The sequence below is a fragment of the Frankia sp. ACN1ag genome, from assembly GCF_001414035.1.
Taxonomy (GTDB): Bacteria; Actinomycetota; Actinomycetes; order Frankiales; family Frankiaceae; genus Frankia; species Frankia torreyi.
The window spans coordinates 1-13177 of the sequence record NZ_LJPA01000067.1 but is presented as its reverse complement, the minus strand read 5'-3'; the positions used below and the strand labels follow the sequence as shown (position 1 = coordinate 13177).

At 70.4% G+C, this 13177-nt stretch carries 15 protein-coding genes and 2 pseudogenes; 8 read left to right on the top strand and 9 right to left on the bottom strand.

Features of this window, described 5'->3' with window-relative positions:
- Together UK82_RS41130 and UK82_RS41125 are read left to right on the top strand one after the other, a co-directional pair.
- Positions 1-167, top strand: a pseudogene (locus UK82_RS41130) (integrase core domain-containing protein); the annotation flags it as partial.
- A 10-nt stretch (positions 168-177) separates the two neighbouring features.
- The coding region (locus tag UK82_RS41125) for an IS3 family transposase (protein ID WP_236706620.1) at positions 178-322 on the top strand (145 nt) is incomplete at its 5' end.
- A gap of 46 nt (positions 323-368) precedes the next feature.
- Here the strand turns inward: UK82_RS41125 and UK82_RS30175 are convergent.
- The 3 genes from UK82_RS30175 to UK82_RS33910 form a co-directional block, all read right to left on the bottom strand.
- Positions 369-635: a hypothetical protein gene (locus tag UK82_RS30175; RefSeq protein WP_055410821.1), complete on the bottom strand. Its 267-nt coding sequence runs from the start codon at positions 633-635 to the stop codon at positions 369-371.
- Positions 636-1023: 388 nt separating this feature from the next.
- Positions 1024-1845 carry a patatin-like phospholipase family protein gene (locus tag UK82_RS30170; RefSeq protein WP_055410819.1) on the bottom strand — a complete coding sequence of 274 codons (822 nt, stop codon included), beginning with the start codon at positions 1843-1845 and terminating at the stop codon, positions 1024-1026.
- 199 nt (positions 1846-2044) lie between these two features.
- Positions 2045-2185: a hypothetical protein gene (locus UK82_RS33910; protein ID WP_161849189.1), complete on the bottom strand. Its 141-nt coding sequence runs from the start codon at positions 2183-2185 to the stop codon at positions 2045-2047.
- 319 nt (positions 2186-2504) lie between these two features.
- Here UK82_RS33910 and UK82_RS30160 point away from each other — a divergent pair, with 319 nt between their 5' ends.
- From UK82_RS30160 to UK82_RS30150, 3 genes are all read left to right on the top strand, one after another.
- On the top strand, positions 2505-3185 hold the full coding sequence (locus UK82_RS30160; protein WP_055410815.1) for a DUF2993 domain-containing protein: 681 nt from the start codon (positions 2505-2507) through the stop codon (positions 3183-3185).
- Between the two features lies 1 nt (position 3186).
- A complete protein-coding gene (locus UK82_RS30155) occupies positions 3187-3789 on the top strand; it encodes a hypothetical protein (protein ID WP_055410813.1) in 603 nt (200 codons plus the stop codon).
- A 72-nt stretch (positions 3790-3861) separates the two neighbouring features.
- Positions 3862-5292, top strand: a complete 1431-nt coding sequence (locus UK82_RS30150; protein WP_055410812.1) for a cytochrome P450 — start codon at positions 3862-3864, stop codon at positions 5290-5292.
- Here the strand turns inward: UK82_RS30150 and UK82_RS41115 are convergent.
- The 3 genes from UK82_RS41115 to istB all read right to left on the bottom strand — a co-directional run bounded on the left by UK82_RS41115 (position 5187) and on the right by istB (position 7728).
- Positions 5187-5576, bottom strand: coding sequence for a Na+/H+ antiporter NhaA (locus UK82_RS41115; RefSeq protein ID WP_236706619.1), 390 nt, complete (start codon positions 5574-5576; stop codon positions 5187-5189). The genes UK82_RS30150 and UK82_RS41115 overlap by 106 nt on opposite strands.
- 478 nt (positions 5577-6054) lie before the next feature.
- Entirely contained in the window at positions 6055-6630 is a 576-nt protein-coding gene (locus UK82_RS30145) for a TIGR03086 family metal-binding protein (RefSeq protein WP_055410811.1), read from the bottom strand.
- Positions 6631-6963: 333 nt separating this feature from the next.
- Positions 6964-7728, bottom strand: a complete 765-nt coding sequence (gene istB, locus UK82_RS30140) for an IS21-like element helper ATPase IstB (protein ID WP_055410810.1) — start codon at positions 7726-7728, stop codon at positions 6964-6966.
- Positions 7729-7849: 121 nt separating this feature from the next.
- On the opposite strand from istB, the pseudogene UK82_RS30130 reads away from it, so the two are divergent.
- Positions 7850-9526, top strand: a pseudogene (locus tag UK82_RS30130) (transposase); the annotation flags it as partial.
- A 128-nt stretch (positions 9527-9654) separates the two neighbouring features.
- Here the strand turns inward: UK82_RS30130 and UK82_RS30125 are convergent.
- The gene (locus UK82_RS30125) at positions 9655-10566 is read right to left on the bottom strand and encodes an SDR family oxidoreductase (RefSeq protein WP_055410808.1); all 912 of its coding nucleotides are present in this window, start codon (positions 10564-10566) and stop codon (positions 9655-9657) included.
- Positions 10563-11183, bottom strand: a complete 621-nt coding sequence (locus UK82_RS30120; RefSeq protein WP_396230687.1) for a TetR/AcrR family transcriptional regulator — start codon at positions 11181-11183, stop codon at positions 10563-10565. Before UK82_RS30120 ends, UK82_RS30125 begins: the two co-directional genes overlap by 4 nt.
- Before the next feature lie 219 nt (positions 11184-11402).
- Here UK82_RS30120 and UK82_RS30115 point away from each other — a divergent pair, with 219 nt between their 5' ends.
- Positions 11403-11999 (top strand): recombinase family protein, encoded by a 597-nt coding sequence (locus tag UK82_RS30115; RefSeq protein ID WP_055410806.1) that lies wholly within the window; start codon positions 11403-11405, stop codon positions 11997-11999.
- Positions 11996-12820: an abortive infection family protein gene (locus UK82_RS30110; protein ID WP_055410803.1), complete on the top strand. Its 825-nt coding sequence runs from the start codon at positions 11996-11998 to the stop codon at positions 12818-12820. The genes UK82_RS30115 and UK82_RS30110 overlap by 4 nt, the downstream gene beginning before the upstream one ends.
- Positions 12821-12918: 98 nt before the next feature.
- On the opposite strand, the gene UK82_RS30105 is transcribed toward UK82_RS30110, so the two are convergent.
- Positions 12919-13177: transposase (locus UK82_RS30105; protein WP_236706618.1), on the bottom strand; the 259-nt coding region annotated here is incomplete at both ends.

Below are 13177 nucleotides of genomic sequence, written 5' to 3'. Positions count from 1 at the left end.
CTTCCACAGCGACCGCGGCGCGCAATACACGTCCGATGCCTATCATCGAACCCTGAGCAAGCACGGCGCGCGACCCTCCGTCGGCGCCACCGGAGTGTGCTGGGACAACGCCGCCGCCGAATCCTTCTTCGGCACACTCAAAAATGAACTCGTCTACCGAGAAATCTNCCCCNNCCNCCGCGCCGCCCGCAGTGCGATCGCCGAGTACATCGAAGTCTTCTACAACCGGCAGCGACTCCACTCCACCCTCGGCTACCACACTCCGGAACACGTCGAACATCTCTACCTGACGAGTCAGACATCAATACCGGAGGCGGCGTAAAGCTGATATAGTCCAACTATCGCGTGTCCGTGAAACGGGCAGCACCTCACAGTTCCACCGCCGGGCCGGCCAGGCTGCGGCCGTCCGCGCTCATCCGCGCGGCCCACAACGTTGGGACGTTCCCGGCCCGGATCCCTTCGCTTTTCCAGGTCAGGTAGCGGTTGGTCCCGGCCGTGTATGGACTCGTGCCGCCGGCGACGGGATTGATGGCCAGGGCCCAGGTCAGGAGCTGGCCGGAGGCGGCCCACCGGGGCAGGGTCGGCAACGCGTTCCCGACCGCCTGCCAGGTCCGCATCTCGGTGCTGCGCAGCACCGGGACGTTACCCCTGTAGTATTCGTCCGGTAGGCGTAACTGACCCCGGCGACGGTCAGCACGAACGGATCGGCCAGGTTGGACCCGTGGACGGCAATGGCCGGACGGTTGTCCGGGTGTGCCGCCGGCCGGTGTTCCGCCGGTGGCCGTACCCGCCAGGCCCGTCGCGCCGCCCGACGGCCCAGGGGCGGTAGTCCCCGCCCCGGGTGCGCCGGCCCACGCGGTCGACTGGTTCTGTTCCCAGGTTGTGACCGCAGTTCTTCGTCGCATCCAACCGCACCCGCTCGTCCTGGTGGCTTGTGTTCGTGAGTTTCGACCGCACCCCACTCCTTGCTGCAGTTCTTGGGGGTCGAGGGAGATCCGCGCTGGCGTTGGCGCTCACGCTGATCTACGCGGTCGGACGGATGCGTCGGGCGGCTTCGGAGGCCTGGTTCGCGCCGGCCTGAAAAGCGGACTGCCAGCGGGTCCGGTCACCCAGGTCGGGGCCGAGGCTGTTCTGAGCCGCCTCGTCAGGGACGATCCGTAGCACGGTGGCGGCGCCGGCCGGCTCGGCGGGGGACCCGAACCTGTGCGCCAGTGGTTCGATGATCACGACTGTGTCCGCGCCGGCGGTGAGGTGGGTATGGGATCCTCCGCCCAGAGCGCCGTCCATGTAGCGGCGGCCGTCGATCGTGACCGGCGGGTAGGCGACGGGCGTGGCGCAGCTTGCCGCGACGGCTACGGGCAACGCTATGCCGCTGGTGCGGTCCCAGACGACGGGCTGGCCGGTCTCGAGATCCACGGCGGTGATCAGTAGCCGTCGGTCCGGCCAGTCAGGTGTACCGGTCAGGGACCTCATGCTGGCGACGTGTACGTCCTCGGGGACGGTCGGGGCGGTGAGCGCGATCCGGCCCACGCGGCGGCGGGCCTCGGCCGGGTCGAGCCCAGGATCGCCGAGGGTGGTGAACACCTCTGCCATCAGTTGGGGGTCCGGGCGCCGCTGCGGGCCGGGCAGGCCGGACGAGTTGGGCAGGGTGGCGAGGCGGTGGGGGTCACCACCAGTAGCCAGAATCGCCCCGGCGATCGCACCCGCCGAGGTTCCCACCATCAGATCGGCGTCGGCGAGGTCCACACCGTCACGGCGCAGTCCGGCGGCCAGCCCGAGCAGCCAGGCCGTGCCGACGAGCCCGCCAGGACCCAGGACAACCGCTGCGCGGCCGGAGAAGGTCATGCCCGCCAGCGTCGAACCTCAAGCCATGGTGAGGTCAAGCCCCAGGTTCTACACGTGGTTGACGACGAAGATCCATCTCGGCGCCAACCACCGCGCGAATCCTCTCGCTCCCTCCTTGGCCGCTGCCGGCTGGCACTTCGCGCGCACGCCGGTCTCGCCGCGGCTCGTTCTCACGAACATCGATCACCGGCCTTGATCGTCAAGTGCGGTCCGAAGCGGCGAACATCCGCGGTCCGTTCTCGCGAACAGAGCCAGTCGACGAACCGGTCGAGACAACCCGGCCCACCAGCACCATCCCGGCTGCGGCGAACGCGAGCACCACCACCACGACCATCGCCATCACGGGGGCCGCGGTCGGTGCCCGGCGCGAGACCCTCCTGGCGTTGGTCTGGGGCTACATCGACCTGCTGCGGCAGGGTGCGGTTCCGCCGTCAGGGGCGGACGCCGCGGTGCGTCGGGTGCAAGAGGAGACCCGACGGATGAGCGCGCTCGTGGACGACCTGCTGCACCTGGCCCATCTCGACGAGCAGCCTCCGCGTGGAGGGTCCGCCACTCGCCGGCCACGGTCATGCTCACCGCGGCGTCGGTCGGGCAGATGGCAGACGGAACGCCGATGTGGCTGACATCGAACTCGAGTGTTGGCGCGGTCTGCTGGTCCCATGTCGGCCTACACCGTGGAGCTTCCCGCGCCGGCCCGCCCGCCGGGCCACCGGTTCCGGCTGGTGGTCGGCGTGGTCGTGCTGGCCGCCACCGTCCTGGTGGTGACCGACCGCCTGCTCGTCCGGGTCGTCGAGCACCGACTGGCCACCCGGCTGGCCTGCCTGGGGATGCTGAGTGACGGCGTTGCGGTGCACGTCGGCGGATTTCCGTTCCTGACCGAGGTGGCTACCGGGCACGTTTCGTCGGCACGGGTCACGACGGGCGCAGCCGGCCCGAGGGCGCGGCTGGTCGCTGTGACGATCGACCTGCGCGATCTGCGGCTCCCCCCGATGGCCGGCCTGGTCGGCTCGGGCGGCGGGGCGAAACTCGCGATCGGGTCCGCGACGCTAGGCGTGACGGTCCCGTACGGGACGCTGCGCAATCTGATCAGTGCCGGTGCCGGCGGCCTGGACGTGGGCGGCGGTGCCACCGCGCGGACAACCGCCACCGGAACCACCGCTAGCGCAGTCGCCGCCCCCGGAGCCGCCGGCGGCGGCGTGAGATCGCTCGGCGGTCCTCCGTTCGGCGCGCACCTCGATGCCGTCACGTCGAGCGGGCAGGGCGTGCGGGTCCAGATGTCGATCAGTGGCGTCACATTCGACCAGCAGACGGCCGCCCACCCGTCGTGCGGAGGTGCCTGACATGGCCCGCTCGGACACACATACCGCCGCTGCCGGCCGCGTCGACGACTCCGACTCCGGCCTGGCGGCGGGCGGGCGCGCCTTCGCTCTGGCCGTCGTGGGCCGGCGGCTGCTGCTCGTCCCGGCCGCCCTGCTCGTCTTGCGGGGCAGCGAGGCGGCGCTCGCCGCAGCCACGGTCGGCTTGTTGCGGCTGATTCCGGTCAACCAGGCTGCTGCCCGACTCCACGTTTCGGGACTGGCCAAGGTCGAGGTGTACCCGCACACGGCCGCGACGGCGCTTGTCACCCTGGCCCTGTCGGCCACGCTGGCCGCCGTCCTGCTGCGGTCGCGGTCCACGCTCGCGCAGTTCGTGGCGATCAAGGTGTTCGCCCTGGTGGCGGCGACGGCGATCACCGGCGTGTACGCCCCGGGGTCGCTGCGAGCACAGATCGCTGTCGCCTGCGTCGGCGCCGGCGCGGTCGTCCTGATGTGGTCACAGATGCGGGTGGCGGTGCCGCGGGTACTGGAAACGGTCAACATCCGCCATGTCGACGATCGCGCCGCCGACATGCTGCTCGTTGTAAAAATCAGCGTCCTCGTCGCCTTGATCGTCCTGCTCGGATGAGCCCGCCGACCGGCCGACCGGCCGACCGGCCACCAGGCCACCAGGCCACCAGGCCAACCAGGAAAGGTTCCGATGACCGCTATCCCGATCTTCCCCGACTCGCCGGACACAGGCCCCCGACCGGCCGAGGAGGTGCCCGGGCCCGCCGGCGGCCCGCTCTCGGCGATGCGTCTGATACGCGCCGACCCACTGGCCGGCCTGACCCGCCTGCGCCGCGAGTACGGCCCGGTCGTGCGCCTGAGTTCCCGGCCGGTCTCGGCGTTCCTGGTCGCGGACCCGACCGCGATCGGCGACGGGCTCGTCGGGTCGAACCGCACCCACGCCAAGGGCGCGGTACGGCGCGGGTTCGGGTCGAACGAGACCGTGGTCCAGCCGTTGGCGATGCTGCTCGGACAGGGCCTGCTCACCTCGTCCGGCGAGGTCCACCGCCGGCAGCGCCGACTGATGCAGCCTCTGTTCCACCGCGAGCGCATCGCCGGATACGGCGAGACGTTCGCCCGCATCGCCAACGAAACCGCCGCCACCTGGCGTGACGGCCTGCGCCTCGACGTCCATGCCGAGATGACCGAGATGACGTTGGCGATCGTCGCCCGCACTCTGTTCGGCGTCGACCTCGACAGCGAGGTGATCGCCGTCGTGCGTACCGCGATCAGCGCGAACATGCCGGCCGCCAGGTCGGCCCGGATGCCGGGGTTTGAGACGTTCGAACGGCTCCCGCTGCCCGGGCCCCGGCGGCGGCGCGCCGCGCGAGAATCGCTCGACCGGGTCGTCTACGACCTGATCGAGGGCCGGCGCAGGGCCGGCGCAGGCGGCGACGACCTCCTGTCGCTCCTGCTGTCCACCCGCGACGCCGACACCGGCGCCGGCATGGCCGACGAGGAGGTGCACGACGAGGCCCTGACGATCATGCTGGCTGGACACGAGACGACGGCCAACGCGCTGAGCTGGACCTTCCACCTGCTGGGCGGCAACGCGGAGGTGGCGGCCCGGATGCACGCCGAACTCGACTCGGCCCTGGCCGACCGGATCCCGACGATGGACGACCTGCCCCGGCTGCCCTACACGGACGCGGTGCTACGCGAATCGATGCGGCTCTACCCGCCGGTATGGGCGATGGGCCGCCATCTGACCGAGGACCGCGACGTCGGCGGCTACCTGCTGCCGGCCGGTTCGACGCTGCTGTTCAGCCAGTGGGTGGTGCACCGCGACGAACACTGGTGGCCGGACCCGGAGCGCTTCGACCCGACCCGCTGGCTGGGCCCGGCCATCGGCGTCGGCGCGGCTCCGCCCAACCAGCCGCGCTACTCCTACTTTCCGTTCGGCGGCGGGCCGCGCCAGTGCATCGGCAACACGTTCGCCCACGCCGAGGGGGTCCTCGCCCTGGCCGCGATCAGCCGTCACTGGTCGTTCGAGCCGATCGCGGGCGTCGAGATCGTCCCACAACCGCTCGTCACGTTGCGCCCCCATGACGGCCTGCCCATGACCGCGCACCACCGCAACTGAAGGGCCGGGGCCATCGCCGGCCGGTCCTCGGCGGCGGGCCCGTCGGCGGCCCACCTGGCCAGGTTGAGGTTCAGGTGCTGCCAGGGCAGGCTGACCCGGTGGGACAGCATCGACCGGTACGACTCTGACCACGGCGAGTTGGCCCACCCCAGGGCCAGAACCGTGGCGGCGAGCAGCAGTGCGCCACCGATGACCTCTCGGCGCAGGATGGCGGCGATCCGGCGGGCCTCGGGCCACGACCTGCGGTCAAACACGCTGAACCCGCGAGGTGCGGTCTGGGCCACGGCGGCGCTTCTAGCCAAGAGGTTTGGTCACACGCTGCCGACCAGGCTTCCCGACGGACCGGCCCGCTGCCCCAGCCGCGCCAAGGAGACCGCGCGTGGCTTTGGCCGCGAGTTGTGGCCGCGGATGTCGGTGAGTCCTGACCGCACTTGTCGATCATTTTCATGATCGATGTTTGTGAGTGGCGACCGCAGTTCGGGCGGACGCTGAGCAAGCGGGCAGGTGTGTGACCGGCCCCGCTCTTTGGCAGCGTTCCAGCCGCGCTATGTGGCAGGCGGACCGGGATCAAGAGTGCCGGAGTGGTGTGCCATGGTGACCCGGTGAATGCTCACGATCAGGTCCTTGTCCCGGCTGCCCCGGACTCGACGGAGCTGCGGTGGCAGCTGCACTGCCTGTGACCGGCCCCGGTAGACGGCAGGGATCCTGCCTCGCTGGATGACGGGGCCTGGGTGGTTCGAGCCTTTAGACGGCCCTGTCGCGTCAGCGCACCATCCGGCCGGCAAGAGCAAGCATGCGTTCCTGCGCCCCGGCATCCTGCGGTGTTGGGACGACGGAGCCGTAGCGCCCCGGTCCCCGCATCTCCTCGCTGATCGCGGGCATGTCCGCGAGTACGGCCTCCACCAGATCAGCGGGCAGCCGGTCGTCCCCGCCGACGGCGCGGGCGAGGTCCCAGGCATGGATCGTCACGTCCCGCACGAGCGCGACAAGCAGGTACTCGGCCGTGACCGTGTTTTGCCCGATCCGCACCCGCATGTCGGGGACGCCACGCACGTCGAAGGTCTCGAGGTCAGCCAAGGCGCGCTCCTGCGCTGATACCCAGGTTCGACGTGGATCGAGGCCCGGCTGGGCGGTCGCGACGCGGTAGTCACCTCCCCGCAGGGCATCCGAGAGCCCCGCGAGGTTACGGGCGACATGCGCGACGACGTCCGCACCTGTCCACCCGTCGCAGGGGGACGGGTGCGCCAGCGCTGCCAGGTCGGCCGCGACCAACCGTTCGTCGAAGACCTCGATGGCCTGCCGGACATTGCTGGACGTCGACCGCGGGGGCAAGGGCATAAGGGTTTTCTACCGCACGGGACCCTGCCATCCAGCGCGACCCGATCCCCGCCATCTACCGGGGCCGATCACAGATCGGTGGTCGGTCCGCTGGTGCGGGGTGTCTCGGGTCTGCTCCTGGGTCGGGGCACTCCTCGCCGGAGAACCGCTCCCGTGCCGGCTGTCGGGTCATGCTCAGGGGACCCGATGCGGGTCCAGGTGCCTGCCCGCTGGCTGACACCGTGACCCAGTTCTGCGGGCTGGTCTCGACCGGGGCTGCGATGGTGGCGGTGATGCGGGGGGCGAGACCGGAACAGGTTCCGGCGCTGGCGGGTCCGGCGCGACGCTCGGGGATCAGGCGGTTCGGTCTGCTTGTGCGCGGGTGCGGGCGAGGCGGTAGGAGTCGGTGCCGGTCTCGAGGATGTTGCCGCCGAAGGTGAGGCGGTCGACGATGGCGGCGCAAAGGCGGGGGTCGGTGAAGGTCTTGGTCCAGCTGCCGAAGCTGTCGTTCGAAGCGATCGCGACGGAGTTGGTCTCCTCACGTTCGGTGAGGACCTGGAACAGCAGTTCGGCACCGCGGCGGTCGAGTTCCATGTAGCCCAGCTCATCGATGCAGAGCAGGTCGACACGTCCGTAGCGTGCGATGGTCTTGACCAGGACTTTGTCGTCGGCGGCTTCGACGAGTTCGTTCACCAGCTTGGCGGCGAGGGTGTAACGGACCCGGTAGCCGGCCATCGCGGCCTCGGTGCCCAGCGCGATGAGCAGGTGGGACTTCCCGGTGCCGGAGTCCCCGATCAGACACAGTGGTAGGCCTTTCTTCACCCACTCGCAGGTGGCCAGGGTGTGGATGGCGGCGGGGTCGATGCCCGGGTTGGCGTCGAAGTCGAAGGCCCGCAGCGACTTGTCCCGTGGGAATCCAGCGGCTTTGATCCTGCGTTCGCTGCGGCGACGGGCCCGGTCGTCGCACTCGGCCATCAGCATCTCGGCGAGGAACGCGCGGTAGGACATCTGCTCGCGGGCGGCGGTGTCGGCGATCTCGCCGAACTCGGCGCGGATCGTGGGCAGTCGCAGGAGCCGGCAGGCCTGGTCGACGGCGGCGTCGGCGGCCTGCTCGGTCAGCCCGCGGTGGCGCGGTGAACGCTCATCGGGTGTTCATGACGGGGTGGTCCCTTCATCGGCGGTGCGCCGGCGGCGCAGCAGCTGGTCGTAGGCGGCCACGGACGGTAGCGGCCGGGTATCGGGTGGCAGGTGCGCCAGGCGCCGCGCAGTCAACGAGGTGATTGTCGCGGTCGTGGGCCCGACCGGCGGGACGCCCGCTCCCGGATCGTGCGCCGAGCGGGCAGCGCCCGGGCCGGCGACGTCCGCGGCCTTGCGGGCCTCCAGCGCGACCGCGTCGGCGGTCAACGCGCCAGCGGCCAGCGCGGTCGCCAGTCCGGCGACGACGTGGTCGTGGGGCATGTGCCGGTGTAGCAGCAGAACCTCGATCAGCGCCCGGGTCCCGGCGGCCTCACCGTGGGCCTTGCGGGCCGCGGCCCACCAGGCGTCGTGGACGTCGGTCAACCTGCCGGCCGGGGCGTTGGAGATCCCGGCGAGCCTGACCGTACTGCGTGATCTCACCGCGGCGATGCTGCCCCGGATCGACCTGCCTGAACTGCTGCTCGAGGTGCACGGCTGGACCGGGTTCCTCGACGCCTACCTTCACGTTTCCGGCGCGCAGGCCCGCATGACCGACCTGGCCCTGTCGGTCGCGGCGCTGCTTGTCGCCGAGGCCTGCAACGTCGGGCTGACCCCGGTGACCGACCCGAACAACCCGGCACTCACCCGCGGCCGGCTCTCCCACGTCGACCAGAACTACCTGCGGGCCGAGACCCACACCGCGGCGAACGCCACGCTCATCGCCGCCCAGGCGGAGGTGTCGCTCGCCCAGGCGTGGGGTGGTGGGCTGCTCGCCTCCGTCGACGGGCTGCGCTTCGTCGTTCCCGTCCGCACGCTGAACGCCGCCCCCTCGCCGAAGTACTTCGGCTACCGGCGCGGCCTGACCTGGTTGAACGCGGTCAACGACCAGGTCGCCGGAATCGGCGCGAAGGTCGTGCCCGGCACCCCGCGCGACAGCCTGCACATCCTCGACGTGCTGCTCAACCTCGATGCCGGCCCGAAACCGGAGATGATCGCGACCGATGAGGCGTCCTATTCGGACATGGTCTTCGGGGTGTTCCGGCTGTTGGGCTACCGGTTCTCCCCCCGGATCGCCGACATCGGTGACACCCGCTACTGGCGCGCCACCTGGCCGGGCGACCCGGCCGGGGACTACGGGTCGTTGAACGCGATCGCCCGCAACAAAGTCAACCTGCACCGGATCATCGGGCACTGGCCGGACATGCTCCGCGTCGCCGGCTCCCTGGTCACCGGCCAGGTCCGTGCCTACGACGTGCTGCGGATGCTCGGCCGCGACGGCCATCCCACCCCGCTGGGCCAAGCCTTCGCCGAGTACGGCCGAATCGCGAAGACCGTGCACCTGCTCGCGATGGTCGACCCGGTCGACGACCCCCACCACCGGGCGGTGAACGCCCAGACCACCGTGCAGGAGTCCCGCCATAAACTCGCCCGGACGATCTTCCACGGGAAGTGGGGGCAGATCTACAAGGCCTACCGCGAGGGGCAGGAAGACCAGCTCGGTGCCCTCGGCCTGGTGCTCAACGCCGTCGTGCTGTGGAACAGCCGCTACCTCGACGCCGCCCTCACCGCTCTGCGCAACGACGGCCACGAGATCCGCGACGACGACGTCGCCCGGCTCTCCCCACTCGGCCACGCCCACCTCAACTGCCTGGGCCGCTACTCCTTCTCCCCACCGCCGCAAGGCGCCAACCTGCGCCCGCTGCGCGACCCCGACGACGCGCCCGACACCGACGGGCAGTAAGCGGCGATCACCAGCCACCCGCCCCGGCGACAGGGAACCGGCCTTCACGCATCGGATCGGCCGGAGCAGGAAGAAGGGGTGCCACCTTCCATGGCAGCAGTGCCGTGGAGGACCCTGCGCCGCAGGGATCACAGTGGGTCCCCGAGTGGCCCGTGTTCTTCTTCCAAGGCGCTGGCCCAGTGCGCGGGCCAGTCCGGCTGCCCGCCGTCGGTATCGGTGAACCCGTACTCCTTGGACAGGTCCCAGGTGGCCAGTGCCCGTCCGGTCTTGGTCATGATGGCGGGGTCGGCGGCCAGTGCGGCGACCGCCCGTCCCAGGTAGGTCGGGGTTTCGGAGTAGGCGAAGTGGGGGTCCTTGGCCACGCCGTCACGCCAGGTGGCCTCTGTGACACCGAAGTGCTCCAGCAGGGCCTCCGAGCGCAGGAAGCCGGGGGTGAGGGCGACAGCCGTGATGCCGTGTGGCTGGAGCTCGGCGGCCTGGGCCACGGCGAGGCGGATCACGGCGGACTTCGCGAGGTCGTAGAAGAACGAGCCGCGGTAGCGGGCGGTGTTGCCGTCGGTGACCTCCACGACCAGACCGCTTGTGCGGGCGACCATCAGGGGAAGCATGAACCGGCTGGTGATCACATGGGTTTCCACCGCCTGCCGCAGCAGCCGCAGGCCGGTGTCCAGGTCCTGTTCCCACAGGGGATGCTCCCAGTCGGTCAGCGGATCGCCACCCCAGACGGAGTTGACCAGGATGTCAAGCTGACCGTTGCGTTCGGTCGCGATCCGGTCGGCCAGCGCGCGGACCTCCCGCGGACGGCTGTGGTCGGTGCGCACAGCGATGCCGGTACCGCCGGCTGCGGTGACCTGTTCGGCGGTTTCCTCGATGGTCTCCGGACGGTCCAGCTCGGAACGTCCGGCCGTGCTGCTGCGGCCGGTGACGTACACGGTGGCACCCGCGGCCCCGAGCGCGACGGCGATGCCTCGCCCGCCGCCTCGGGTGCCTCCCGCGACTAGGGCGACTTTTGCGGCCAGCGGCGGTCTGTCGTGGGTCATGATTCCTCCAAGCTGAGGCCGTCGCGGGACGGGACGTGGGATGACACAAGGGCGTTGATCTCTTGCCGAAGGCGTTGTGGCAGCGTGCCCCGCCGGTCGAGGGCCCACGTCAGACCCACCCCGATGATGATCGCTTGGACGGATCCGGTCAGCGCCGCCGTGTCTGTTCCGGCCCGGAGCTCTCCCGCGGACACCGCTTCGGCCAGCAGCATCTGGATCGCTCGTCCCTGGGCCTGGTGCACGCCCAGGGCGTGCTCGTGAAGCTGCGGATCGGTGAGGTCCACACACAACAGCGCCAGGTGGTTGGCGAAGCTCTCCGGCGTGGCCATGGACGCCATCGACTCCACCGCCAGTGCTACCAGCGCCGCCAGGGCAGAGCCATGTTCGTGGCGTATCCGCTCGTACCGGACGTCCGCGTCCTGGACGGCCTGTCTGGCCAACGCGACCAGCAGGCCGTGTTTGGACCCGAAGCGCTGCACGAGTGTGCCGGCCACCAGCCCGACCTCACCAGCCACAGCCGCCAGAGTCAGCCCCGCCGGGCCCACCCGGCCGATCACGTCAGCCGCCCCACGCAAGATCACCGAATCGTCGACCCTTCGGGGACGTCCCGCCACCACACCCTCCCCTAGATAAATGAACGTTCACTTATTGAAGCATCCTTCGCCCCTGCGGCGACCACCGGCACAGGCACTCTCCGAGGGCTCGCGCGTGGATGTCGGGAAACGGTTGTCTGTCGACACCCGCTCGCAAGCCGTCCGACACCTCTCGGAGGGCGTCGGCAAGCCGCGTCGAAATTCAATGTCGGCAAACGGCTGCCTGCGGTAGATTCCGGCGCTGTGCTGATCGGCTACGCCCGGGTCTCGACCCCGGACCAGAACCCCGACCACCAGATCGACGCGCTACTACGCGTCGGCGTCGCCGAGCACGACATATACCTCGACATCGCCTCGGGCGCGAAGGCGTCCCGGCCGAAGTTCGACCTCGTGATGCACCTGCTGCGCGCCGGCGACACGCTCAAGGCCACCCGCCTCGACCGGCTCGGCCGCTCGCTGCTGCATCTGGTCACACTCGGCGCCGAGCTGCGCGAGCGCGAGGTCGGGCTGCACGTGATCGAGCAGGGCATCGACACCACCACCCCGGAGGGCCGGGCGATGTTCGGGATGCTCTCCGTACTCGCCGAGTACCAGCGCGAGCTCATCGTTGCCAACACCCACGATGGCCTCGCCGCGGCGCGGGCCCGCGGCCGCGTCGGCGGGCGCCGGCCGCGGCTCACCACCGACCAGGCCGCGCTCGCCCAGCGGCTCTACGACGACGGCGAGCACACCGTCGCCCAAATCGCCGCGATGTTCGGCGTACCGCGTTCGACCGTGTACGGCCACCTCGACAAGGCAACCGTCGGCAGGCGCCCGGTCGCGCGTGACGGCGCCGCATGAGCCACGACATCGTCCGCCGGGTCAGCCGCGACCTCTTCCGCAACCTCATGAAGGACGAGGCCACGCTCCCTCTCATCAACAGGGCCTTCCAAGGCGTGGGCTTCGCCGAACCAGACCCCGCCGCCAGTCACGAAGAACTCGGCCAGCGCCGCGGCCTGACCCAGGCGTACCTCGACGCTGTCGACTGGACAGATGAACGCCAGGTTGGCCGGGCTCTACGGGCCTTCGAGTGGCTGCTGCACGGCTTGAGCGGGCCAGCTGTCGACAACTTTTTCGCGTCGCTGCGCCGCGATGGATATCTCGTCGACCCGTCCACCGGACGCATCACGTCGGCCGGACCACGTTTTCCCGCCGGCTCCCTCGCGAACCTGAAGGACCCCTCGGCCATCCGCGAGCACCTCGACCGGATCCAGCACGCGGTCGTCGACGACCCAGCGCTCGCGATCGGCAGCGCGAAGGAACTCATCGAGAGCACCGCAAAAGTCGCGCTGACCGAGCGCGGCCTACCGGTAAGCGACAGGGACGACGTCCCCAAGCTCGCCGATCAGGCCCAGCGGGCGCTCAACCTGCATCCGTCGGCCAGCACGCCCGGACCCGATGGCACCGACCCGGTGAAGAAGATCCTCGGAGCGGTCACCAACATCCCGGTCGGCCTCGCCGAGCTGCGCAACCGCTCAGGCACCGGCCACGGCCCCGCCGCCACCCGTGCCGGCTTGCGCCCCCGCCACGCTCACCTCGCTGTGAACGCCGCACTGACCTGGTGCCATCTCGTCCTCGACACCCTCGCCGACCCCGACGCCCCCTGGCACAAGAACCCCTAGAAGATCACTGAAAATCTTGCGGGGTGCTGGTGGGGGTGGATGGCCGTGGTTTAAGGGGGTGCGGCGGTCAGGGNCCAGCCGTTGGTGCTGGTGTGGGNGAGTCCGAGGTTGATCAGCCGGCGGAGGTTGAGTGCGGCGGCGCGGTGGTGGAGCCAGGTGTCGTTGCGGGTCACGCCGCGGTAGGGCACGCGGCGGTTGCCGTGGGCTACCAGCCAGGCGATTCCGCGTTCTACCGGGGGACGCCAGCGGCGGTACTCGTCCTGCCATGCCGGGTTGGTGGCCTCGCGGCGGGCGGCGGCCAGCTGGGTGTGCTGGGGGTGGATGGTGAGGGTCCGTCCGGTGGTGGATGTGGTGCAA

Bases quoted from the DNA above. Each gene is read 5' to 3' on its own strand.
- UK82_RS30150 (WP_055410812.1), top strand. From the start codon at position 3,862: ATGACCGCTATCCCGATCTTCCCCGACTCGCCGGACACAGGCCCCCGA.
- UK82_RS30125 (WP_055410808.1), bottom strand. From the start codon at position 10,566: ATGACCCACGACAGACCGCCGCTGGCCGCAAAAGTCGCCCTAGTCGCG.
- UK82_RS33910 (WP_161849189.1), bottom strand. From the start codon at position 2,185: ATGGCGATGGTCGTGGTGGTGGTGCTCGCGTTCGCCGCAGCCGGGATG.
- UK82_RS30145 (WP_055410811.1), bottom strand. From the start codon at position 6,630: ATGCCCTTGCCCCCGCGGTCGACGTCCAGCAATGTCCGGCAGGCCATC.
- UK82_RS30110 (WP_055410803.1), top strand. From the start codon at position 11,996: ATGAGCCACGACATCGTCCGCCGGGTCAGCCGCGACCTCTTCCGCAAC.
- UK82_RS30170 (WP_055410819.1), bottom strand. From the start codon at position 1,845: ATGACCTTCTCCGGCCGCGCAGCGGTTGTCCTGGGTCCTGGCGGGCTC.
- UK82_RS30155 (WP_055410813.1), top strand. From the start codon at position 3,187: ATGGCCCGCTCGGACACACATACCGCCGCTGCCGGCCGCGTCGACGAC.
- UK82_RS30160 (WP_055410815.1), top strand. From the start codon at position 2,505: ATGTCGGCCTACACCGTGGAGCTTCCCGCGCCGGCCCGCCCGCCGGGC.